The sequence below is a fragment of the Shewanella sp. AS1 genome (genome assembly GCF_021412565.1).
Taxonomy (GTDB): Bacteria; Pseudomonadota; Gammaproteobacteria; order Enterobacterales; family Shewanellaceae; genus Shewanella.
This window is the reverse complement of the sequence record NZ_JAKCLJ010000005.1, coordinates 223,531-246,587: the sequence shown is the minus strand read 5'-3', so window position 1 is coordinate 246,587 and position 23,057 is coordinate 223,531. Positions and strand designations below refer to the sequence as shown.

Below are 23,057 nucleotides of genomic sequence, written 5' to 3'. Positions count from 1 at the left end.
GATATGTGACGGGGTATTACAGTCAGCTGAGACCACATCAATATAACGGTGGGCTGACACCCAATGAGTCAGAGCGAAGATATTGGCTTGAATACAAAACCGTGGCCAATTTTAGTTGACCACTACATACACGTAAGCTCACCACAGGTAATGAGCTCACCATCAAGTTAAAGTTCAAAACTGCTTCAGATTATAGGAGTCTTACTCGTAAGGCTTAATCGGTATGATGGATAGCTGAGTGTAGGTGCGGCTGAGGCCTTCGATTTCAGGGCCAAAAATGTTCCTGATATTTTATGGCATTCCCTACATCCATGTAGGTCAGATGATTTCGTGGAGCGCCCAGGGATGTACTTGAACAACATCCCTGTTTAAAAGCCAGTTCGGCATCCTTGCCTCTCGTTCGTAAGCTAGAAGCGGCGCTTCACTCACCGTGCCTCAGAAGTAACTACACGTAAGCTCACCACAGGTAATGAGCTCACCATCAAGTTAAAGTTCAAAACTGCTTTTGTCCGTAAATTATTTTGCTTCAGATTATCGGAGTCATACTCGTAAGGCTTAATCGGAGTGATGGATAGCTGAGTGTAGGTGCGGCTGAGGCCTTGGATTTCAGGGTCAAAAATATTCCTGATATTTTATGGCATTCCCTACATCCATGTTGGTCAGATGATTTCGTGGAGCGCGCCCAGGGAAGTACTTGAACAACATCCCTGTTTAAAAGCCAGTTCGGCGTCCTTGCCTCTCGTTCGTAAGCTAGAAGCTGCGCTTCACTCACCGTGCCTCAGAAGTCACTACACATGAGCTCACCACCAAGTTAAAGTTCAAAACTGCTTTTGTCCGAGGGACGTTCTGGGGTTAAGCTTGGGTTAACACTGCTGGCACACCTTTGCTTCCATCTAAAGTGTATCAAGCTAAGGTGATCAATCTAAGGTAAAGCCCACTTTAATGGTGACCTGCCAGTGGGCTATCATTCCCGCCTCCAAATGTCCCCGGGTCTCCACCACCTGAAACCAGCGCATATTGTGCAATGATTGGCTGGCCTGCGAAATGGCATTTTTTATCGCCTCATCAGAGCTTTCTGGCGACGATCCTACCAGTTCAATGATCTTATAGGTATGACTCATAATGATATTCCCAATCAGAATTCGTCATTTGAGTATAGAAGTTAAACTTGGCTCTGCTGCAGAAACCAAAAAGCCTGCGCATTGCAGGCTAGGAGCGCAGGCTTTTAGCTGCTCACAACTGGTCTGCTTAAAGCGGCTGCAGCAGCTGATTACGCATAGATAGAACCCGGCGCAGCACTAAACCCGGCGAGTGCGGATTGCGGGTCTGACGCAGGTTATGGGCAATCATAAACTCCTCTTTGAGCTCTTCATCTAAGCCAAGCGAGTCGAATGCTTCCAGGGTAAAGGTCTGCTTCTTACTATCTATCAATGACTTAATAATCGACAGCGGGAAAGACTCGTTAGACTCGGCATTAAGATAAGCAAATGCGGTCAGCGCGATAATCTCACCAAACACGCTGAACAGCGCCAAGGTTTGCACTTCATCAGGATTGATCTCCACCCCTTCCATATGGTGCAAACTGTCGACGGCATCGGTAGCAATGCTCTCGGTCAGCGCCCAGTAGCCATATACCAGCTTCTTATAAGGCTGAGGCAACTCATCGAGACGCTCTTTAAGGTAGAAAGTGAAAGCATAACGATAGATGTTCACTTGCCCCAAACGCACTAAGGCATCTTTGAGAGAACGGTTCTTCGAAAGTCCTGAATTAACCGCATTGACCGCCGCATTACTGCGCCACAGCATGTGTGCGGCCAGAGCGGGATCGGAAGAGACGATATCGATTACATTGCGGATATCCCCATCGGCGATGATCGCCTTCTTTAGGGGGATCAGTATGCCGCGGCGACCAATGACCTGTTCTTCATTGGCCATAATTGCACGTACTTGAGTGAATACCTGCTGCTCAAGATCTGTCATGGAAGTAAGTAACCTAATTTATTATTCTTGGGCGTGTTTATCTTTGCTGTTTAATTTTTGTTCGAGATAAAAGTACTTTAACCAAATCCGTAGGGCAGCGTTTGTTGTCATTTCTACAGCGTTAGCACTATCTCATGTGGAATAACCACACATCAAAAGTGCTGCCTTGTATAAATTTCCAACAAACTGCGGCAAAAACAAACTTAAAAGATAAACACGCCCTACCGATCTGCAATTTTGTTATTGCAGAATTTACCCATAAAACGCCTGTCTGGGTCAAGTCGATTTAGGTGATATGGCGCACTTTCAACTAAATATTTCTTCATCCTGTCGTTCCCACCCAAACATCTCTGCCTTGGCTGTAGGTGAAATGTCATTTTTCTGTCATTCACAGCGAAGATGACGCCCCAAGCCTAGAGTGTTCGATGAATAAGCCCCAGCCAGTCAGCAAGCCGAAAGCAGCCCAACAAAGGTGTAATAGCGCCTAAAGCGCACCGGCATCGACTAGCTTATCTCGTATCTGCTCAGCCAGTCTCTGATACCCCAGCTCATTGAGGTGAACCGAGTCCGATTTCAACTCAGGCGATGTCAGCAGCTCAGTCAGCAGGGATTCGACCAGCAATAACTGATAACGCTCTGCCAGCCGTAAATAGAGCTCGGCAGGCGCCAGCCAGACACTCTTTTGCGGCACGGCGATCAGCACGACGCTAATCCCTCTCGCCTGCGCTTGCGATATCATCAGTGCCAGATTCTGCTCCACCTGCTGCTCGCCCTGGTTTCGCAAGAAATCGTTGCCTCCTTCAAGCAGCAGCACCAGTTCAGGTTGCACCTCATCGAGCACAGCGGCAAAACGCCTTGCGCCCTCTGCAGTTGTCTCTCCGGAGATCCCGCGATTAACCACCTTTATACCGGTCAACTGGGCCAGCACATTGGGATAGTCGCGCCCTTTTGGCGCACCAACTCCCAGGGTCAGGCTGTCGCCAAAGGCCAGAATAGTGCTATCGGCGGAAAGCCAGGGAAGGTCAACTTCGTCCCGACTCAGCCAGTAGCCAAGCAGGACAGGCACTAGCAACAGCAGTAACCATTCTAGTTTCATTCTCTCAGTTCCATCCACTCAGCTTCATAAAAAAAGCCAGTCAATCATGACTGGCTTATCGGCTTTAGCGCCAAAAACTTTACCCTATTTATAGGGCGAAAGTGAAGGCTAAAAACGGTAACTGACACTTAAACGCAGATTGCGGCCAGTACCAGCATAGTAACCGCTGCCAAACGCACTGTAATAGCCCGCACTGACATAGTCTTCATCAAGCAGATTATCGACCCTTAAGCTTGCCAGCCAGTTCTGATGGCTGTAGTTGAGGGCAAGATTGGTCAGGGTATAGGCTTGCAGCTTAGGATCCTGGTTGGCATTGTCCCCCTCCATAAAACGCTCACCCGTATAGACGCCTTCGGCAAACAGTTGCAGACTGTCGCTGATGTCATAACTGACATAGGCGCGGCCGCTGTTTTCGGCCACCCAGGAGAGCGCCTTACCAAGATTGAGTCCCTCGGTAAATTCGGCATCGATATAGTGATATTCCAGCCCCAGCTGCACCGCCTGACTCAACTGCCAGTCCCAGTCCAGATTCACCCCGTAACGGCGCGACGCATCGGCATTCACATTCGCCCCAGGAAAACTCCCTCCGGCAGGGCTCGCGGCGCTGGCATCGAAAACAATCTCATCTTCAAGATCCAAGCGATAAGCACTGACTCGCAGAGTATGGCTCGCCAACGTCAGATCCCAGCCGGCCTCATAGGAGTATCCTGTCTGAGGATCGAGCCCCAAAACATTGGCCGAGGTGTAGGCTTGTTCGTCCACCTTGGCAAAGCGAAAGTTTTCATCGAAGCGCAGGTAGAAACGCTGACTCCTGCTCGGGCGATAGTTGATCCCAAGCTCGAGGCCATGAGCATCCTGATCTAACTCTACACCTGACGCATAAGCCTGTGGGTCCACCAGCTCATCTTCCACCTTGGCATAGCGGCCACCCACTATGTAGCTTAGCTCCTCAGTCAGAGGAACCGTCGCCTGCACATAGGCGCTTGCCTGTTTCTGTTCATTACTCCGGCCGGAGCTGAACTCAGACTCGCCCCGGCTAAGATCTAGGCCTGTCACCAAGCGCAGCTCACCGCTGCCTGTGGTAAATGTCCCCACCGCCTTGGGATTGAGCTCCAGCAGTGAACGGCTGTCGCGCCGGGTCGAACTCCAGGTATTTAGCCCTGTGGTTAAGGTATCTGAGTAGTTCACATCCGCAGCCAACTGCCAATGCTGCGTCAGCTGATGCTTGATCCCAAGACGCGCGGCGCTTGTCATCTCATGCATATAACTGTCGACTTGGGTGGTCGCCTGTGTGGGGTCATCCTTAAACTGATCTAAGCTCAGGGCACCAGGCAACTCGCGGTGATTATCATAATAACTGCCCTCGACAAAAAATGAGTCGCCCTCATCGCGGTACTGCAACCGACCTAAGATAGACGTGGTTTCATTGGCATTGTGCTTGCGGTAGTTATCCCCTTGGTTATAACTGACCGCACCGTAGACGCGCCACTTATCATTGATAGCACCAAATAGATCGCCGCGGCCTTCATAGGTAGAGAAACTGCCGCCTGAGAGCTGCATGCTGCCACCCGAACCCTCGGGCGCCTTGGTGATGATATTGATCACCCCGCCAACCGCCTGATCGCCATATAGGACACCGGCGCTACCAGATAGGATCTCCACCCGCTCGACCTGATTGAGTGGGATGGCATTGATACTGGGCGCGGCAATATCGATATTATTAAGGCGACGGCCATCGAGCAGGATCAGCGTATTGTTGGCCGCCTGCCCTGCGCTGAAACCGCGCATCGCGAAGATGGCGCCTGTATTGGAATCGGCGATTTGAATACCATTTTGACCGCGAAGCACTTCAGTTAAGGTCGTTGCGCCGCTCTGCTCAATGGCGGCCGCATCGATAATCGCTACATTGGCGGCGACATTGAGCGGGATATTTTCGCTGCGGCCTATGACAGTGAGGGTTTCATCTACACGGATTTGCGGATCTGATGTTTGCTTATCTGATGTTTGCGGATCAGCGCTCTGCAAATCAGAAGTAGGTTCCGCAGCCTGAACCGGCGCAGTAGCCAGTGTGCCAGAAACAGCAAAGAGAGTGCCGACCAATACGGCAATAATTGTTGGTTGTGTACCCATTTACCTTTAACTCCTAAAAGGAAAACAGGGCAAGAAGTCACGGCATATCGGCAAAAGACCTGCCCATACCGCATTTCAAGATCTGCCCACCGAAATCTCGAAATCACCTTAAGGGCCGGTCTCCGGACTGAGGATAAGCATAAGCACACAAGACTTATGCGACAAGTTGGGATGATTAAACGCCATCAGACGCATCCCACTTTCACCTTCACCGTTGCGGGGGCAGTGCCAGATTCTCACTGGCTTCCCGATTATCTCGCCTGATATTAGCGCAAGCACCACAAAAGATTGACTATATTGTAGTCATCGCGAGTCTGGACTATCTGATCTTGACTCGCGAGAAGCGGCATTATAGCCATCTATACGTTTAAATGTCTAATTTGATTTGTGATACGTTTTTGCGATTAAACGCCTTTAAAAATAGCCGTTAAACAGGCTAGGTCCGATTGCTATTGCTTATAAACCTGACCATTTTTCATCACAAAGCCCACATCCAGCAAGGCAGAGATATCCTCCAGCGGGCTGGTGTCTGTCGCGATAATGTCGGCAAATTTACCCACATCCAGTGTGCCTAAGCTGTCAGACATATCGATTAGCTCGGCGCCGTTCAGAGTCGCCGAAATCAGAATATCTTTATTGCTCATCCCCGCCTTGTGCATCAACACGGCCTCACGGGCATTTATCCCATGGGCCGACACCCCGCTATCTGTGCCATAAGCAATTTTTACCCCCGCTTTATAGGCTCGGGTAAAGCTGCTCATCATGTCGCCGCCGACCCGTTTCGCCTTGGCCTTGATCGCCTCAGACATGAAATCGGCATTATTGGCCATCTGCACCACAGTATCCCCCGCCAGCAGAGTCGGCACCAGGAAGGCATTATTCTGTTTCAGCAGCCTGATACTCTCTTTATCTGTATAACTGCCGTGCTCAATACTGTCGACACCAGCACGCAGCGCGGCATTGATCCCTTCGGTGGCGTGGGCGTGACTGGCAACCCGCCGTCCAAGGGCATGGGCAGTGTCGATGATCTCCTTAATCTCATCGTCACTCATCTGCTGGCCCGTGCCTGTGTTGGTGTCCGATAGCACCCCGCCGGTTGAGGTAATTTTTATCACATCGGCACCATACTTGATGGCGCGGCGGGTGGCGCGGCGACAATCATAGGGGCCATCACAAATGGTTTTCGAGGTGAATTTATCCAGCAGATCCGGACTCATGCCGTCCACATCCCCGTGACCGCCTGTGACAGACACACCGCCCGAGGCGATGATCCTTGGGCCATCTATCCAGCCTCTGTTGATCCCGTCACGCAGGGCATACATCTGCTCGGGTCTGGCCCCCAAATCTCTGACTGTGGTAAAGCCTGCCAGCAGAGTCTTCTTGGCAAAATAGGCGCTCATCATCGCCACATCGGCATCGGACATACGCAACTTTTCACTGTCGTTTTTCGGCCCCAGCTCTCCTTGAAGATGCACATGCATATCCATCAGTCCCGGCATCACGAACTGGTTTTTCAGATCGATATAGGTGACATCATTCCCGAAGGATTCGGCGGCAACAAAACCTGAGCGTATCGCTTTAACTTTGCCATCCTCGACCACTAAGGTTTGCTCCGTTAGCGGCGCATTGGCAGGATTGACCAACAAGGTTCCGGCGTGGATCACACTCACCTCGGCGAATGCATTGTGACTTATCGCCGCTGTTACTAAGGCAGAGAGTAACCATTTACTCTTGTTTTTAATTGGTTTTTTCATGGGGTTTCCTATATTGATATCCTTTTCAAATGCAAGGAATAACCTGCCAAATTAGTCTGACAAACACAAGCGCGACTTATGGCTGACAGAAATAACACCATCAAAATAATAATTAACGTTCCAAATCTCGCCCAAGGCTGTTAGCCTAACGCCAAGTTAATAAATTGTAACAAAATAAGAAGTCACTCATAACGGGGAACTTGGCTGCATCGATATAGGTATGAGATTAGACGCTCATAATCAGGCCTCATTTAGTCATATCTGCCCCATCTACTCGCCAGCTTATAGCCTCAGAAGAGATGCTTGGTAATGGTGAAACATCCACAATGATGAAAAACCAAATGATGAGACTAAGCTAAACCTAGCGGGTTAATAAATAATATTTAAAGTCAAACTGATGCAAATAAACTGATGCAAATAAACATACTCATACTCACATTGTGCTTATTCTTCGGCCTGGCTATGGCCGAGGAAGTGGATATGACCAAAGAAATAAACATGGCCAAAGACGTGAGTGTCGACTCGCTATTGAAACAGGCCGATCAGGTGAAAAGCAGTGATCCTGAGGCCTTCTCTTTGCTACTCGACTCCCTCGAACAGCAGCCCATTAATCGGCAGCAGGCTCTCTATCTTCAATACCTGCAGGCCTACGAGCTGACCTATCAGGGGAATAACGCACAAAGCATCGAGATTTTTAATGAGATCATCTCCTCCCAAGCCGATGAGCAACTCAAGTTCAAGGCGAATCAAACCCTGATCAATATCTATGCGATTTCCCAGAACTGGAGTCTGGGGTTATCCCATCTGTCGAAAAACTTCAAATTACTGGAATCGATCAAAGATCCAGAGCTCATACAGAACGGACTGGCCATCGCCGCCATTTTTTACAACCAGATAGAGCAGTATGAGTTGGGTTTAAGCTACGCCAACAAGTTGAAACAAGCCGCCACTTCGCCGCGCAATAGCTGTCTGGCCAATGGTTTGGTCATCGAAGCCCTGCTGAGTTTAAATCAACTGGATGTCGAGTCCCCCAGCCTAGAAACCGCCATCAACAGCTGTGATGACGAAGTGATAATGCAAAGCTTTATTCACTCTTACATTGCCACCAAATACCTCAAAGATGGTCAGCTAGACAAGGTTTTCGAGCAATTGCTGCCAAGGCTCAATGTGATTGAGAATACGCATTACCCAGGGCTCATCGTCGAAGTTTATGCCACCCTGTCTAAGGCCTATCAAGGACAAGGACAAACCTCGGATGCCTTAGATTATGCCAATAAGATTAACAAGCTCGCCAATGGCTTAGGCAATACACAAGCAACTGTCACCGCCTACGAGATACTGTATCAGGACGCGCAGGATCGCGGCGATTATCGTCAGGCGTTAAATTACCATATCAAGTACACCCAGGCAGACAGGGCCTACTTAGACGATATCAAGACCAAGCATCTGGCATTTCAGCTAGCCGAGCATCAAACCGCAGAGCAACAGAATCGTATCGCCTTGCTCGATAGACAAAACAACCTGCTGCTGACTGAGCAGCAATTAGCTAAAGCGGAAGCTGAAAACAACAGACTGTTTATTATTTTGCTCTGCGCCGTGATCACCCTGCTGGTTTTCTGGGGATATAAATCCTGGACTGTTCAGCGCAGCCTTAAGCAACTGGCCGAATATGACTCGCTCACCCAGATACTCAATCGCGGACATTTCACCCAGGTAACTCAGAGTGCTCTCAATTATTGTGAAAATACCAAGACCTCCCTGAGCTACATACTGTTTGACTTGGATTACTTTAAACAGATTAACGATCAGTATGGTCACGCTTGGGGTGACTGGGTATTACAGCAAGTCGCTCAGGTATGTCAGGCACATGGACGGAAAAACGATCTCTTCGCCCGCATAGGGGGGGAAGAGTTTTGTATTGCGTTACCTGGAAGTGATATCAATACTGCAATTCGACTCGCCGAAGCCTGCCAGAAAGCCATGGCACAGATAAAAGACTCCAGCAAGGAAACCGACTTGGTGGTCACCGCCAGTTTCGGTATCACAGACACCCAACTGTCGGGCTATAAACTGGAGAAACTGATGCACGATGCCGATTGCGCCATGTACCAGTCCAAGCATAATGGACGCAATCAAATCAGTGTTTTTAATCCTGATAAGCATGCGACCTGTTCTGCCTCAGGAAGATTATTAACCCAATAATCTACAGCCCATTAATTGATAATTTAGCTGCCACTCTGGCAGCTAAATATTGGGCAGCTAAATATTGGGCAGCTAAATTTTGAAAAAGATTGGAACCCATGCTCCCCACTTTCAATCCATGTCAATCCTGTTAGCGAAAGCTGGCTGTTAGCGCAAGCTAATGATATTACTGCGCACCTCAAAGGATGCAGGAATAGTGAGTGAAGATATGGGCTCAAGGGCATCCCCCCTTGCCGATTGATGCAGGATCAGGAAGTCATCATCAAGGGCAATCACGGTATAGTGGCCTATCTCTGCTTTATTTCCCTGTTCGATCTGCTCATCACCATGGTTATGAGGCATCTTAGAACAGCTGAGGGTGGCGCTGAAACTTTGGTTCCCCGACACATTACCCCGCCCCAGCTTCTTGTATTCCATGGTGCCATCACACAAGTACTTATAGTGACTGGCGAAGGTATCCAAAAAGGTTTCAGGTTCCACATCTTCAGCCAAGCCTTTCACCCCTTGGACACAATAGAGTGCGCTCCAGTCTGCCAGCATCTGTCCCTTGGGAATAAATTCCGCTGCAAACAGCTTTTCACTGCTATCTTGATGAGCCAGTCGCCAATTGCTGGGAAATTGCAGTCGGATCCGCTGGTCAAACACGCTCAGTTCGTGAAGTTGCTCCAGGCTATTTGACTCTTGCTCCATCGCGCTGGGCGAAGCACAAAACAGTAACGCGGCGCCCATCATCCAGGGGCGAAAACAATTGAGGAATCGGGTGTGCTCACATCCATGTGAAGTATATTGAGGAAAGTCCATTTCAATCATCCTTAATCAAAAGTCTCTCAGAAGTGTTATACGAGTCTATTTTTTAAGCAATACTACTAGAGTTGCAAACTTACCAATCGGCCTATTTTGCGAAAACAATATTCGCCATAACTAATATAGAATCCATCAGGCTCTTAGATAGGTTAAATTTTGGCCTAACATCTCATTTATCGATGAAATTAAGCCACTTATACTGAGTCTATTCACCAGAGTCGACTACAATTTGCTTGTCTAGATCACTCGTGCCACAGCGGAAAATGGAAAGAAGCCGTGTTTAAAAAATTGCTTGCGATGCAAAGTTCCACCCAGATGATAGTCGCCATGCTGGTGGGTTTTTCATTTGGGATCTTTTTTGGTGAGTCCGTTGGCTGGTTAAGCACCATAGGCAACAGCGTCATACTGCTGATGCAGATGACGGTACTGCCCTACATTCTAGTCTCCCTGATCGGCGGTATAGGCAAACTGACCCGCGCCACCGCCAGCCTTATCTTCACCCGCGCCGGTTTGATTATGGTGTTGCTCTGGCTATTGGCCCTTGTGGTCATCGCCATTATGCCGCTCTCCTTTCCCTATATCGAAACCGCCTCTTTCTTCAGTACCAGCATTATCGAGCCTGTGGCCGATATCGATTACTTTAAGCTCTATATTCCCTCTAACCCCTTCGAGTCTATGGCCTCTGGCTATGTGCCGGCCATGGTGATCTTCTCCATTGCTATGGGTCTTGCGCTTATCGGCATGGAGGGGGAGCATAAACATCAGATCCTCACCTTTATGCACACCTGCAGTGAGATCTTCGCCAAGATCACCCAGGCGCTGGTTAAAATTCTGCCTATAGGTATTTTTGCCATGTCGGCCTCGGCCGCAGGCACCATGGGGATCGATGAGTTTGCCAGCATGCAGGTGTATCTCATCAGCTACTTTGTTCTCTGTTTACTGCTGACCTTCTGGTTGCTTCCCTGGATCATCGCTTCATTAACGCCTGTCACCTTCGCCCAGGCGCTGAGGATCTCTAAATCCAGCCTAGTGACCGCCTTCGCCACGGGGAATATTTTCATCGTGATCCCTGTGATCATCGAGGAGTGCAAACAAATCATGCGCGAGCATGAAAGCCTGAGCGAAGATGCCGAAACCCTGATTGAAATCCTGGTGCCCATCGCCTTTACCTTCCCCAACATAGGCAAATTAACCGTCATCTTATTTGTTCTGTTTGCTGGCTGGTTTAATGGCACACCTGTCGAGGTGAGCGAACTGCCCTCACTGAGTATCTCAGGTCTACTATCCCTGTTCGGCAGTGTGTATGTAGCGATTCCCTTTATGCTGGATCTGGTGCGCCTGCCCCAGGATCTATTCCAGCTATTTGTAATGTCGGGCTTTATCACGGGTAAATTTAACTCAATCACGGCAGTAATGAACCTGTTTGTCCTGACCCTGATAACGGTCGCCCTGTTCGAGAAGCGCCTGAGCCTGCGGCCGCCGCAGCTGATTAAAATGAGTGTCGGGGTCGCGGGAAGTATCGCCCTGACACTCATAGCCTGTCGTGTCGCCATGGGGCTCTTTATTCACAGCCCGGAAGTGACAAGCACAGTGATAGCCAATATGCACGTGGCTGACGATGTCCCGACTGTGGTGCAGCGCAAATTTCCCAAAATGGGTGAAACGCCAGTCTTACCCATCGCCAGTGTGCACACTATACGCCAGCGCAACCTGCTCAGGGTCGGCTATATACCCAGTAATGTCCCCTTCAGTTACTACAATAACGACGGCGAGCTGGTAGGGTTCGATACTGCGATGGCGGTTAAGCTCGCCGAAGATCTTGGGGTCAAAATAGAGTTTATCCCCTTCGACAAAGACCATCTGGCCAGAGACCTTAACGCAGGTTTCTTCGATATCGCCATGTCTGGCCTGAGCATGGAAATAGAACAGATGGATAAGCTTAGCTATACAGAGCCAGTGCTTGAGCTAAATCTAGCCATCGCCACCGAAGACCACAACGTCAACAGTTACAAGCGAACCCAATCCATACTGGCAATGGACAAACCTAGGGTCGCCTATGTGGAGCATGAAGATCTGATCGAAGAGGCCAGGCTCTATTATCCCAACGTCAACTTCATCAAAATTGAAGGCTATAAAGACTTTTTCCGTCAGAAAGGGGGTAAGTATGATGCGGTTGTCATAAGCGCCGAAGCGGGTTCTGCCTGGACACTTTTCTTCCCCAACTATGGCATCGCCCTGCTGGAAAACAGCAGTCAATATCCTATGGCCTATGGGGTTGCCCTGAGCAATCACTCCCTGCTCAACTATGTCAACAACTGGCTGAAACTGCGTAAAGTCGATGGACATCAGCAGCGTTTCTACAACTACTGGATGCTAGGAAAAGGCGCCAGTGAAGAAAAACCGCGCTGGTCCATTATTCGCGATCTGCTGCATTGGGTGGACTAATCTGACTTGGCGTAACTACTCTCGCTGCAGAGCCTCCCCAAGCGGGGCGAAGTAATTTAATAGCTGCAAAAAAATCTGCTGCCTGTGTTCAGGGTCGGGATATCCCCCAGCCCTGGCAAGCTCAGAATCTAGCGTTTCGTTCACCAGATAGGGGTTATAGACCTCAGGGTGCACCTCGATACAGGCCTCGAACGCCCGCGCCATAAGCTCGCTTGGATGGGCAAAATAGTAGCGGCCATATTGCTTATCCAGCGCCACGGCACGTTTGACATAATCATGACTGTCCTGGCCGTCTGCCGTTAATAAACTGGTCTGAAATAGCGCTTCGAGCCGCTGATTCAAAGGATGGGAAATGGTCGGCACATCATTAAGCCAGCAACTGCTGGCAAAGGTGGTAGCAGCACAGTCCAACCGGTAAGCCTTACTTGCAATATAGTGGTCAAATGCATGCCAAAATTCATGGGCCAAGGCTCCAGCCCCGGCATTTTTGGCTAAGGCTAACTCCCGCGCAGGGGGCATATAATGGGCTTGCACCCCAGGTTGACCACCGCTGCCAAAAGCCAGATTCAGACTCTGGCGCAAACCGATAGCCATCGGGGGTAACTTTAAGATATAAGCGAGATCTGCCAAGGCATCGAAGATGAAGTTAGCCGCCTTGTGCTTCTCCTCTTCATCCACCCAGCTGCCCAGGCGAATATGGTTTAAGCCAAAAACCTGTTTAATATCATTGAAACTGACCTGCTCGCCCTGACGATAATCTGGCCCTCGCCGTTGATCCCGATACCGTTTTAACACACCTCTGCCTTGCCCCTTAAGTCGATTCACCTTTATCCAGTGATCTACTTAGCATACCAATGTTGCTGCATCATACCCAGCCACAGCCAAAAGCCTCATAGCAGTTTTTATTCAAACCATAGTTAAAGACTTTTACTCAAACCTAAGCTAAAGGCTTAAGTTGTAACCCAAAAATAGAGCAACAACACTATTTCATTTTTGGAAATATCCCATCATATATTTACTAAATTAATACTACTTATTGTGTGGATATAGGTTTAGATTGATCGCCACGCCTAACCCTATAAAAGTGGGATAGATATATCTTACATAATGGTGAAAACCTTCACATTAAGCTATTAAATATCTTTCCTACTCTGTTTCTATAAGAGAGCGCTTGATGAAGATAGCACTGTTTATACCCTGTTTAGTGAACCAAATGATGTCCCATGTCGGCATAGCTACAGTCGAACTACTAGAAAAACTTGGTCATCAGGTGATTTTACCTAAAGGGCAAACCTGCTGTGGCCAGCCTATGACCAACTCAGGCTGTTATAACGAAGCCCAGAAAACCACACTGAAACTGCTCAACGCCTTTAAAGGGGTCGAGTGTGACGCCATCGTCTGCCCCGCCGCCTCCTGCCTAGTTGCGGCGAAAGAGAACTTCCACGAGTTTGACTCCAGCCCAGAAGCTCAGGCAGTGATAGATAAGCTCTATGAACTGACCGAGTTCCTCCATGATGTCGCGCCGATCGCGCAATTTAGCAAGCCCTTTAACCATAAGATCAGTTTGCAGCTCAGCTGCCACGGCATTCGTATGCTGGATCTAGCCACCCCGAGTGAGCAGATGGGGCCAAGGATGAACAAGGTCGAAGCTGTACTGAAAAACATTCCCAATATCGAGATTGTTTATCCCGAACGCCGCGATGAGTGCTGCGGTTTCGGCGGTACCTTCGCCGTAGATGAAGGCGCGCTGTCGGCCAAGATGGGCAAGGATAAGGCTCAAGCTCACGCCGAAACTGGCGCCCAATATGCAGTGGGTTTCGACCCCTCTTGTCTGCTGCACTTAGATGGCATGATCCGCCGCCAGAAGCTGCCGATCCAGACCTTGCATATTGCCCAAGTTATCAACGCTGCGCTGTAGGAGAACACTATGCAAACTCATGCTAACAAAGCCGAAATATTTTGCCAGGATGAAGCACGCGTTGATTGGCACTCCAAGGCGCTGTGGGCTCTGAGGGAAAAGCGCGATCGCGCCGCGGCCTCTGTGCCAGAGTGGGAGCAGCTGCGTCAACTCGGCTCGGAGCTCAAACTCCATACCCTGACCCACCTGGGGCAATATCTGGAAAGCTTCGAGCAGAACTGTCTCGCCAACGGTATCCAGGTGCACTGGGCCAAAGACGGTAATGAGCACAACCGCATAGTGCATCAGATCCTGGCCGCCAAACAGGTGAAAAAACTGGTCAAATCCAAGTCTATGTTGACCGAAGAGTGTCACCTCAACCCCTACTTAGAAAGTCAGGGAATCGAAGTGATCGACACAGACTTAGGCGAGCGCATCATACAGCTGAAGAAGCAGCCCCCATCACATATTGTGGTGCCTGCTATCCACTTGAAGAAAGAGGAAGTGGGCGAGCTGTTCCATGAAAAACTGGGCACAGACGAAGGCGCCTCCGATCCCCTTTACCTGACCCGCGCCGCCCGTGCGCATCTGCGCGAGCAGTTCCTCTCGGCCGATGCCGCCATGACAGGGGTCAATATGGCGATCGCCGACAAGGGCGCCGTGGTGGTCTGCACCAACGAAGGTAACGCCGACATGGGAGCCAACCTGCCTAAGCTGCAGCTGCACTCCATGGGGATAGACAAGATAGTGCCTAATCTGGACAGCGCCGCCGTGCTGCTGCGCACCCTGGCGCGCAACGCCACAGGCCAGCCTGTGACCACCTACAGCTCCTTCTACCGTGGCCCACAGACGGGCGGCGAGATGCACATCATCATAGTGGATAACGGCCGCACCGAGATGCTCAAGGATAAGATCCTGGCCGAGTCGCTCAAGTGTATCCGCTGTGGTGGCTGTCTCAATACCTGCCCTGTATATCGTCGCTCGGGCGGTTACAGCTACAACTACACCATTCCTGGTCCTATCGGTATCGCGGTCGGCTCGGGCGCCGATGACACCCACTCTATCCCCTGGGCCTGTACCCTGTGCGGCAGCTGTACCTATGTCTGCCCCACTAAGGTGCCACTGGATAAGATCATCCATTATCAGCGCCGCCTCAAGGCGCAGGCGGGCAAGCTGCCCTATGGTAAGAGCAGCTATATGCCTATGGTGGGTAAGTTTATGGCCAGCGAAACCCTGCTCAACTGCTCAATGAGCGTGGCGCGCGGCGCACTCAAGATCCTCCCCGGTGCAGTGCTCAAGCCTTTCTCAGGTGCCTGGGGTAAATACCGTGAACTGCCGGTCGCCCCGGATTCGAGCTTCGAAGCTTGGTTTAACAAACACAGAGGTCAGTAATATGTCGAGCAAACAATCTATCCTAGAAGCCCTGACACAGGTGGCCGTCGAACCACAAGCTATGCCTAAGATTGAGATCGGCCCGCGGATCGACGATCTGCTCGGTCAGTTTGATAACAGCCTGACCACAGTGGCGGCCAAACTGCACCGCGAAGGAGGCCTGGCGGGTCTGCAAGCAAGAGTCGATGAGCTTATCGCCAGCGGACAACAGGTGATTTCAACCGTGGATGGCATCAAAGGCAACCGCGAAACGCCAGAAACCGCCCACGAGCTCAAAGATATCGACTTTGCGGTGATCGAGGGCGATCTCGGCGTGGCCGAAAATGGCGCCATCTGGGTGAACACCAGTCGCCTTGGCCATCGGGTCACCCCCTTCATCTGCGAGAACCTGTTACTGACGGTCAAACCAGAGACAGTGCTGGCCAACATGCATCAGGCAGTTGAGCGCATAACACTCAATCAGGGCGAGTTTGGCCTGTTTATCGCCGGTCCTTCGAAAACCGCCGATATCGAGCAGGCGCTCGTCGTGGGTGCCCACGGCGCCTGTAGCCTGGATGTGTATCTGGTTTAACGCTTCATAGCAGCTAAAGCTAGAGTCCTGATACAAGCAAACGGCCAGCGATGGAAGTCGCTGGCCGTTTTTATTTATAGCAGAATGCAGATCAGTGGCGATCGAACAAGCCGGTGGCGCGCTGCTGCATAAACTCGATAAACAGCTTCACCTTCAGCGGCTGCTGACTGCGCTGATGGTACAGCAGTGAGATACGCCGCTGCTCTCCCTGCCACTCGGGCAGTACAGGCAACAACAAGCCCTGATTGAGTTCCTGTTTCATAAACAGCGCCGGTCCATAGAGGATACCGCCGTCATCCACACAGGCCTTCACCGCGCCGTGAATATCGCCCAGAGTCAGCTTAGCCGGCCCCTCATAATAGAAACGCTCGCCATCTATATGTTGCATCGACCAGTTAAACAGCGGCCAGACCTTGATCAAGCTGTGCTGTGGCAGCTGAGACGGATGGGTCAAGGCAGATCGCGCCGCCAGATAAGCGGGCGAGGCAAACAGGCCGTAATCCAGCACCCCCAGGGATTTTGACACCCAGGAGGAATCGGGCTGGGCGCCGCCGACAATCGCCACATCCACCCCCTCGTCGATAAGATCGATACTGCTGTTGTTCTGGGTAATGTGCAGCTGAATATCGGGATAGGTCTTAGAGAAGGCGTTGATCACCTCCATAAAGATCATCGAGATGATCGACACAGGGGCGGCGATACGCAGCGTACCCTCAGGCTTTTCCAGCCCGGTATCGCCACAGCTGTCGAAATAGGCCACGGCGTTCTGATAACGGGCAAACAGGCGACTGCCCTCTTCGGTGAGTCTGAGCTTGCGGGTGCTGCGCATGATCAGCTGAGTGTCGAGGCTCTCTTCCAGCTTAGTGATCTTGCGGCTGACGGTGGCGATGGGCATGCCCAGCTCCTTGGCCACCTGAGAGAAGCCGCCCACATTGACCAGATGGACGAACAGGTGGATAAGCTGTAACTCATTGCCTAGATAACGCGCCATAACGCAACTCCGCCGAAAACTGAAATGCCAGATTAAAATAGTCAGAATCAAAAAAGAGCCAGTATAACAAAGCCACCCAATTGCCACAGCAGCAAACTCGGCTGCAAACTTATGCTAAATCAATAAAAGCTAACATAATCATTATCTGATGGTGAAATTCTCCACTAGGATGGATCTGCGCTAGTAGCTTGGTATAATTTCACTTTCACCTCTTTTAATCGAATCAGTTAGAACAGCTTCGAGCTTAAAGCTTAGAGCTACGAGCTACGAGCTACGAGCTACGAGTTACGAGCTACGAGTTACGAGCTTCGAGTTACGAGCTACGAGCTACGAGCTACGAGCCTAAATAACCAAACAGAGCAGAGTATGGCAAGAACAGCAGCGGCACTTCATATTTTAGTCAAGCACAAAGAACAGGCCGAAGAGATCATCAAGCAGCTCAACAAGGGGGCTAAATTCGACCTGCTTGCCAAGAAATATTCCACCTGCCCGTCGGGTAAAAAAGGCGGCAGCTTAGGAGAATTTAAGCAAGGCCAGATGGTGCCTGCGTTCGATAAAGTCTGTTTCAGCGGCGAGCTGATCACTCCGCATTTAGTCAAAACCAAGTTCGGCTGGCATGTCATCAAGGTGCTGTACAGGACATAAGTTCACTTAGTTTGCACTTAACTTTCACTGAGATCGCAGCTCACATTTCAATTTGTGTTAATTAACTGCGACAGTCCTAAAACTCCCTGCGTGCAGATACACCTGCTACACGCCGTGAATCCGTCCATGGAGGCTCAGCGATGGCATCTGATGTGAATGGATTCACAAATGCCGCGGTGACATGGACGTCAAGGAGCGGCCATGCTGCCGAAGGTCGCAGCTGCGTTTACCCTTTCAGCAAAAGTGGCAAAACTGTATGGTTATACAGTCGTATTTGAACCCAATGGATTTTGTGTATTTTTCAGCCAAAATCCGTGCGCACTAATAATGCTATAGGTTGTGCGCGCAGCAGTGATAAGAAGATTGAATAAAAGGTTAATTAACATGAGATGCAAAAATCATTATGGAGATCGAAATGAAAGTACTAAAATTATTTTCAGTTTTACCCCTTGTTCTATTTTCCGCTGTCTCATCAGCAGACTGCTCAGACGTTCTTAATATCGCAGCGAGAAATTATACAAACCAATACAACCTTAATGATATGCGAGCATTCATCTACAACGAAGCTTGCGGTTCTTCTTATTCATCACGGGATACAAACACCAATCTTGGATTAAGTTTTATAGTAAAAAACTTCCAGTGAATCTCTCGTTTGGCACAAACAACGAGTCAGCGCGGGAAAAGAAGTGGTGCAATGAGAATCGCCATTAGGCAGCCTGTCGCGGTATTCAATGAATTACGTAAGGTTGCCTAAATTAGCGAGTGGTGCACTTCGGAGTTAAATTCGCGTCGTTATTCCGGGCTCCCTTTGGGAAACCACCGAATCAGCACAAACATACATTTTACCATTGCAATAGTGATAAAAATTTGTTAGAAAATTTTTGTGTGTTTTACAAGACAAGGAGTTTAATCACATGAAAAAAGCTTTATGGATTATAGCATTAGTAATTAGTGGGTTTGGCCTAGCGAAGGCGGAGGAAGTAGCGCATATATCAGATAATGGTGATTATTTAGATATAACACAGTCAGGCTATTATTTTTCAACAAGTTCAACGGGGGCTGCAAAACTAACTGTTTTTGTAGATAGTAATTATTTAAAACTTTCCTTCGCAGATGGAAGTTATCGAAAAATTAATTTAAATTCAAAGATAGTTGAGGAGGTATCTACAACAATCCTCCCATATCCGAACCAACAGCCTTCATTCCCCGATAATATTCCTTACCGGGAAACAAAAACATATAGTTTAACAGCTACCTCTCATCCTAGCTGGACATTGCTCTCTCAAAATCAAACATTGTTAAATAGATTTAATGGATTTGTTGACCGGCTTGGTTTTGCTGATTTACCGCAGAAAGATCCATTTAGACCTTTAAATACATCAAGTATGTTCGATAATTTACCTGCAGGTGCAGCAGAAAGCGATACTTCGTGTGCACTAGAATCAGCAAACTATTCAACCCGCTTTAACGGATACTCTACTATTGGTGATTGTTTAGCCCTTCCAAGATTGAGGGTTATAGGTTCAGCGGTACTTCTCCTTGTTACTTGCCCAACACCTGCGGCAACAGTGACCTGTGCCAGTGGAGTTTACCATTTCGCAGACAGCGTTGCGGGGTTATTCAGCGCAGATGTCAGTTGCATGTCGTCAGCAGAATCAGCAACAAATGCCTACTCATCTTGTTTAGCTGAACAAGGTTTGACTATTGAAGATGTTACAAATAAGAGCACTGGCGGTGGTGTTAGTACCGGAGAGGTTACCTCTGGGCCAAGTGGCGGGAGTTCATTTTCGGTTGATGCATCTTGCGAACTTTGGGTTGAATATACTGGAACTACAGCTGATGGTTTATATTGCGAGTCTTGGTTATTGTAACAAAAATCTACGGGATATTAATTTATGTTGAATTTTCGAATTGCAATTATTTTTTTAATTTCTATAGCTTTTTCGTGTATGTATTACTTTAGTGATGGAGTTAAAGACCCTAGTTTATTATTTAGCGCTTGTTTGGCGCTTATAGTTGCTGTGTGGGTAAAGCTTAGTGAGTTAGAAAAAATTATAAAAGATAAGTCACAGGGTTAAATATAGCCAAATAATGTAGGCGCTAAATTCACATCATGAGGCGCCTACATTATTCAATGATATATGATTAAGCCCGAAGTCAATAATAACAACTTAGTCTAATTACAAAAATTAAATTTAATTGGTACTCTAATGGCTCGAAAACTGAAATATTACCGATGTGTAGGCAATTTGTAACATTGCTAAATTTAGGTCAACCCTATGTGTAACAAAAAGCAATCTGGCTTCCCTGACTCGTTTTGGGGCACTTTCGAGTTAAGAAAGTGCTATCCTCTTGTTGTAAGAATGACCATACCAGTCGATCACATACATAAACACCATCATGTGCCACCTTTGGGTAAAGGAGGGCACCCCAAAAATGGAGGCGATTTTTAACATGAATAACATAATCGGGTAGCCGGAGGTTTCTAGCCTCCAGCCCCCCCCCCTGCTTGCGGCTCCGCACAGGGCGGTTCATTTAGAACACCTAACCTGTTTTCTGGTTAGGTGAAGTGGTCAAGTTATTTGGGCCACAGTGTTAACGTTTTTGCAGGAAATCTATTCAACTATCTTGTCTGCCAACAAACTCTGGAGCGAAAATGAAAATCCACTATCTGGAAATGGTGTCTCATGATGTCGATGGGGTGTGCAAAAGCTATGAGGCTGTCTATGGGGTTGAGTTTAGTGAGCCGGATGCCATGCTGGGTGGCGCGCGAACTTGCCTGATGGCCGATGGTTCAATTGTGGGTGTCAGGGCACCGATGCGCGAGACCGAGCAACCTGTGGTTCGTCCCTACTGGCTGGTGGAGGATATCGAAGCATCCACGGCAGCGGTCGAGGCTATGGGCGCGACAATCGCCCTGCCACCCATGGAGATTCCCGGCAAGGGCAAATTTGCTATCTATCTTCTCGGCGGTAATGACCACGGGCTGTGGCAGCTCTGATTAACTAAAATGCAAAGATAGAAAACCAGACTGCGAGAAACCCTAAATGAATCCCAGTAAGGTAAACCGAGACAGACTGAACGCATTAACGGATCTACCCAATATTGGCCCAGCAATGGCTAAAGATCTGCAGCTGCTGGGGATCAGTAAGCCCGAGCAATTGCTGGGCAGATCTCCTTACCAGATGTATCAGCAACTTTGCCAACTAACCGGCTGCAGGCAAGATCTGTGTGTACTCGATGTGTTTCTCTCGATCACCGATTTTATCGAGGAGGCCGAACCTAAAGCCTGGTGGCACTATACGGCGCAGCGCAAAGCCTTTTTACAAGATAAGGCCCATTTACAAGATAGGACCGCTTTACAGGGTATGAATGATGCCTAGCCAAGCTGGGTTAACGCCTAAACGCATCGTGATTTCACTGCTGGTTCTGCTGGCGGCCATTTACGGCTTTGTCGCCAATGAGGGGCGAAAAGAGATCTATTATCTGTGCGGCAATTTCACCAAAGGCGTGACCTATAGTGAGGTAGTCAGGCAGCTGGCGACCACACATTTTACCCATTATGCCGTGGCCGATCCCCCTACTGGTAAACGCATCATCCACAACAGTAATCTGCACTTTAACGCCTTGAGGTGTACCATTGACTTTAATGCCGAGGACAAGGTGATTTCGGCATTTTACCAATAATGAGCAGGTGTGATTTTACTGGCTTATTGCCTATATGAAGTTGCTCTCTATGTAAGCAGCCCTACTCGTCTTGAGTGGTATGGAAGTTTGATTCAATCCATCAATTGGCATCACAATCGCAAGCAAATGGCGTATTTAGTGGTTAAGATAAACGACTAAGAGATCGGCCTCGACTGTATTAGCTATATCGGGCACAGGGGAGAAAAAACGGCTTAGAAAATCATGGTGATGCCCACACACCAGCAGGTCGATATTGTTTTCTTTGATGATACCTTGAAGTTTCATATGCAGATCGCCAACGACCGCCAGGGTGTCCGTAACTGGGTAACCACTATACTGTGCCAGAGTCGATAATTTTCGCTCTATCTCCTGCTCCTCATCCGGGGTTAACACGACCCGATTAACATCCACAAAGACAAAAGAAAGCTTACTGTGCGTCGGCTTAGCTATGGCTACCGCCTTGTCAATCAGGATAGGGCTAGATTGTGATAAATCGATGGCGACTAAAATATGTTGATAACTCATGGGGCTTCTCCAGTTAGTGATTACATACTTTCAGTCTAGCAGCTGACACTTTCTACAAGTCGAGAACACCAATAAATCCATTACATTAATTTTATTTCTCAGCAAGAGCACACACTAGAGTCACTATTTCAGGTAAGCATCTGCGTTAAGGGCAAGCCAGATTTGCTCGCCCCCGTTTATCACTCCTCGTTTCCCGCTTCCCGCACCCAGCGTTCCTAGCGAGTATAAGTAGCTGTGAGTGTGGCTTTATCGAGTGCAATGCTGTTCAAGGTAAAACCCACCACAGCGGCGGGGGTGCTTTCGTTTAATTCCAATTTGGCTTCAGGCAGTGCCCACACTGTGAACTGATAACGGTGCATGCCATGCCCCTTAGGGGGACAGGCGCCGCCAAAACCGGCCGTACCATAGTCTATTCCCACCTCGACTCCGCCGAGTTTCTTAATGTCTACGCCGCGCTCAAGCTGAGTCACATTGGCGGGAATATCGAGCACAATCCAGTGCCAGAAACCACTGCCGGTGGGCGCATCGGGATCATAAACGGTAATGGCAAAACTCTTGGTCTCTTTCGGGGCGTTTTTCCACATCAGCTGAGGCGATTGGTTGGCGCCATCGCAGCCCCAGCCGGAAAACTCAAAGGTCTTGGCCATGGGGTGGCCTTCCTGAATATCCTGACTACTGATCTCGATTGCCGCCGCGCTGCCGGGCACGTATAAGCTGGCGATTAAGAGGCTGAAGGTGAGTCGTTTCATCATTGGCTCCTCAAGGGGTGAACTGAATATTCTATCAGTTAAATCTATCGGGTCATTTACAACAATGGATTTCAATTATCTATTATATAAGCCATTTTCAGGTATTTAGCTTATGGCTCACCCGATCGGCAGACTCATTCAAACAGGCCTTACACTTAGGGGTTGAGTCTGTATACTGAAACTAGAGTT

The 23,057-nt window shown here is 49.0% G+C and carries 20 protein-coding genes and 1 riboswitch; of the genes, 10 read left to right on the top strand and 10 right to left on the bottom strand.

The annotated features are described in order from the left end of the window. Positions 1-917: 917 nt before the first annotated feature. The 5 genes from LZP69_RS09625 to LZP69_RS09605 form a co-directional block, all read right to left on the bottom strand. Positions 918-1,121 (bottom strand): dodecin, encoded by a 204-nt coding sequence (locus tag LZP69_RS09625; protein WP_234200153.1) that lies wholly within the window; start codon positions 1,119-1,121, stop codon positions 918-920. Between the two features lie 127 nt (positions 1,122-1,248). Then, the gene (locus tag LZP69_RS09620) at positions 1,249-1,980 is read right to left on the bottom strand and encodes an HDOD domain-containing protein (RefSeq protein WP_234200152.1); all 732 of its coding nucleotides are present in this window, start codon (positions 1,978-1,980) and stop codon (positions 1,249-1,251) included. A gap of 484 nt (positions 1,981-2,464) precedes the next feature. Further along, entirely contained in the window at positions 2,465-3,076 is a 612-nt protein-coding gene (locus tag LZP69_RS09615; protein ID WP_234200151.1) for a GDSL-type esterase/lipase family protein, read from the bottom strand. Between the two features lie 108 nt (positions 3,077-3,184). After that, complete coding sequence (locus LZP69_RS09610) at positions 3,185-5,206, bottom strand: TonB-dependent receptor (RefSeq protein ID WP_234200150.1); 2,022 nt, start codon at positions 5,204-5,206, stop codon at positions 3,185-3,187. 96 nt (positions 5,207-5,302) lie between these two features. Further along, a riboswitch (cobalamin riboswitch) is annotated at positions 5,303-5,504 on the bottom strand. Positions 5,505-5,655: 151 nt separating this feature from the next. Further along, the gene (locus tag LZP69_RS09605) at positions 5,656-6,960 is read right to left on the bottom strand and encodes a metal-dependent hydrolase family protein (RefSeq protein ID WP_234200149.1); all 1,305 of its coding nucleotides are present in this window, start codon (positions 6,958-6,960) and stop codon (positions 5,656-5,658) included. Positions 6,961-7,440: 480 nt separating this feature from the next. On the opposite strand from LZP69_RS09605, the gene LZP69_RS09600 reads away from it, so the two are divergent. Beyond that, a complete protein-coding gene (locus tag LZP69_RS09600) occupies positions 7,441-9,162 on the top strand; it encodes a GGDEF domain-containing protein (protein ID WP_234200147.1) in 1,722 nt (573 codons plus the stop codon). A gap of 147 nt (positions 9,163-9,309) precedes the next feature. On the opposite strand, the gene LZP69_RS09595 is transcribed toward LZP69_RS09600, so the two are convergent. Continuing rightward, entirely contained in the window at positions 9,310-9,963 is a 654-nt protein-coding gene (locus LZP69_RS09595) for a hypothetical protein (RefSeq protein WP_234200145.1), read from the bottom strand. Between the two features lie 279 nt (positions 9,964-10,242). Between LZP69_RS09595 and LZP69_RS09590 the strand changes: the two genes are divergently transcribed. Beyond that, entirely contained in the window at positions 10,243-12,411 is a 2,169-nt protein-coding gene (locus LZP69_RS09590; RefSeq protein ID WP_234200144.1) for a cation:dicarboxylate symporter family transporter, read from the top strand. 15 nt (positions 12,412-12,426) lie between these two features. Here the strand turns inward: LZP69_RS09590 and LZP69_RS09585 are convergent, their stop codons facing one another. After that, a complete protein-coding gene (locus LZP69_RS09585) occupies positions 12,427-13,206 on the bottom strand; it encodes a CLCA_X family protein (protein ID WP_234200140.1) in 780 nt (259 codons plus the stop codon). Positions 13,207-13,585: 379 nt separating this feature from the next. Here LZP69_RS09585 and LZP69_RS09580 point away from each other — a divergent pair, with 379 nt between their 5' ends. The 3 genes from LZP69_RS09580 to LZP69_RS09570 are packed head-to-tail and all read left to right on the top strand — an operon-like array spanning position 13,586 to position 16,271. Then, on the top strand, positions 13,586-14,329 hold the full coding sequence (locus LZP69_RS09580; RefSeq protein WP_234200138.1) for a (Fe-S)-binding protein: 744 nt from the start codon (positions 13,586-13,588) through the stop codon (positions 14,327-14,329). Between the two features lie 9 nt (positions 14,330-14,338). Further along, positions 14,339-15,700 carry a lactate utilization protein B gene (locus tag LZP69_RS09575; protein ID WP_234200136.1) on the top strand — a complete coding sequence of 454 codons (1,362 nt, stop codon included), beginning with the start codon at positions 14,339-14,341 and terminating at the stop codon, positions 15,698-15,700. 1 nt (position 15,701) lies between these two features. After that, positions 15,702-16,271: a LutC/YkgG family protein gene (locus tag LZP69_RS09570; RefSeq protein ID WP_234200131.1), complete on the top strand. Its 570-nt coding sequence runs from the start codon at positions 15,702-15,704 to the stop codon at positions 16,269-16,271. 91 nt (positions 16,272-16,362) lie between these two features. On the opposite strand, the gene LZP69_RS09565 is transcribed toward LZP69_RS09570, so the two are convergent. Next, the gene (locus tag LZP69_RS09565) at positions 16,363-17,262 is read right to left on the bottom strand and encodes a LysR family transcriptional regulator (RefSeq protein ID WP_234200130.1); all 900 of its coding nucleotides are present in this window, start codon (positions 17,260-17,262) and stop codon (positions 16,363-16,365) included. 366 nt (positions 17,263-17,628) lie between these two features. Between LZP69_RS09565 and ppiC the strand changes: the two genes are divergently transcribed. From ppiC to LZP69_RS09540, 5 genes are all read left to right on the top strand, one after another. Beyond that, on the top strand, positions 17,629-17,907 hold the full coding sequence (ppiC, locus tag LZP69_RS09560; protein ID WP_234200129.1) for a peptidylprolyl isomerase PpiC: 279 nt from the start codon (positions 17,629-17,631) through the stop codon (positions 17,905-17,907). 914 nt (positions 17,908-18,821) lie between these two features. Next, a complete protein-coding gene (locus LZP69_RS09555) occupies positions 18,822-19,778 on the top strand; it encodes a hypothetical protein (protein ID WP_234200128.1) in 957 nt (318 codons plus the stop codon). 785 nt (positions 19,779-20,563) lie between these two features. Next, entirely contained in the window at positions 20,564-20,908 is a 345-nt protein-coding gene (locus LZP69_RS09550) for a VOC family protein (RefSeq protein ID WP_234200127.1), read from the top strand. A 46-nt stretch (positions 20,909-20,954) separates the two neighbouring features. Beyond that, positions 20,955-21,290, top strand: coding sequence for a helix-hairpin-helix domain-containing protein (locus LZP69_RS09545; protein ID WP_234200125.1), 336 nt, complete (start codon positions 20,955-20,957; stop codon positions 21,288-21,290). After that, positions 21,283-21,594 carry a hypothetical protein gene (locus LZP69_RS09540; RefSeq protein ID WP_234200124.1) on the top strand — a complete coding sequence of 104 codons (312 nt, stop codon included), beginning with the start codon at positions 21,283-21,285 and terminating at the stop codon, positions 21,592-21,594. The genes LZP69_RS09545 and LZP69_RS09540 overlap by 8 nt, the downstream gene beginning before the upstream one ends. 135 nt (positions 21,595-21,729) lie before the next feature. Here the strand turns inward: LZP69_RS09540 and LZP69_RS09535 are convergent, their stop codons facing one another. Further along, positions 21,730-22,119, bottom strand: a complete 390-nt coding sequence (locus LZP69_RS09535; protein WP_234200122.1) for a universal stress protein — start codon at positions 22,117-22,119, stop codon at positions 21,730-21,732. 215 nt (positions 22,120-22,334) lie between these two features. Next, on the bottom strand, positions 22,335-22,868 hold the full coding sequence (locus tag LZP69_RS09530) for a YbhB/YbcL family Raf kinase inhibitor-like protein (protein WP_234200120.1): 534 nt from the start codon (positions 22,866-22,868) through the stop codon (positions 22,335-22,337). Positions 22,869-23,057: the final 189 nt, after the last annotated feature.

Bases quoted from the DNA above. Each gene is read 5' to 3' on its own strand.
- LZP69_RS09575 (WP_234200136.1), top strand. From the start codon at position 14,339: ATGCAAACTCATGCTAACAAAGCCGAAATATTTTGCCAGGATGAAGCA.
- LZP69_RS09540 (WP_234200124.1), top strand. From the start codon at position 21,283: ATGCCTAGCCAAGCTGGGTTAACGCCTAAACGCATCGTGATTTCACTG.
- LZP69_RS09605 (WP_234200149.1), bottom strand. From the start codon at position 6,960: ATGAAAAAACCAATTAAAAACAAGAGTAAATGGTTACTCTCTGCCTTA.
- LZP69_RS09625 (WP_234200153.1), bottom strand. From the start codon at position 1,121: ATGAGTCATACCTATAAGATCATTGAACTGGTAGGATCGTCGCCAGAA.
- LZP69_RS09550 (WP_234200127.1), top strand. From the start codon at position 20,564: ATGAAAATCCACTATCTGGAAATGGTGTCTCATGATGTCGATGGGGTG.
- LZP69_RS09620 (WP_234200152.1), bottom strand. From the start codon at position 1,980: ATGACAGATCTTGAGCAGCAGGTATTCACTCAAGTACGTGCAATTATG.
- LZP69_RS09565 (WP_234200130.1), bottom strand. From the start codon at position 17,262: ATGGCGCGTTATCTAGGCAATGAGTTACAGCTTATCCACCTGTTCGTC.
- LZP69_RS09545 (WP_234200125.1), top strand. From the start codon at position 20,955: ATGAATCCCAGTAAGGTAAACCGAGACAGACTGAACGCATTAACGGAT.
- LZP69_RS09615 (WP_234200151.1), bottom strand. From the start codon at position 3,076: ATGAAACTAGAATGGTTACTGCTGTTGCTAGTGCCTGTCCTGCTTGGC.
- LZP69_RS09595 (WP_234200145.1), bottom strand. From the start codon at position 9,963: ATGGACTTTCCTCAATATACTTCACATGGATGTGAGCACACCCGATTC.
- LZP69_RS09600 (WP_234200147.1), top strand. From the start codon at position 7,441: ATGACCAAAGAAATAAACATGGCCAAAGACGTGAGTGTCGACTCGCTA.
- LZP69_RS09570 (WP_234200131.1), top strand. From the start codon at position 15,702: ATGTCGAGCAAACAATCTATCCTAGAAGCCCTGACACAGGTGGCCGTC.
- LZP69_RS09530 (WP_234200120.1), bottom strand. From the start codon at position 22,868: ATGAAACGACTCACCTTCAGCCTCTTAATCGCCAGCTTATACGTGCCC.
- LZP69_RS09610 (WP_234200150.1), bottom strand. From the start codon at position 5,206: ATGGGTACACAACCAACAATTATTGCCGTATTGGTCGGCACTCTCTTT.
- LZP69_RS09555 (WP_234200128.1), top strand. From the start codon at position 18,822: ATGAAAAAAGCTTTATGGATTATAGCATTAGTAATTAGTGGGTTTGGC.
- LZP69_RS09580 (WP_234200138.1), top strand. From the start codon at position 13,586: ATGAAGATAGCACTGTTTATACCCTGTTTAGTGAACCAAATGATGTCC.
- LZP69_RS09535 (WP_234200122.1), bottom strand. From the start codon at position 22,119: ATGAGTTATCAACATATTTTAGTCGCCATCGATTTATCACAATCTAGC.
- ppiC (WP_234200129.1), top strand. From the start codon at position 17,629: ATGGCAAGAACAGCAGCGGCACTTCATATTTTAGTCAAGCACAAAGAA.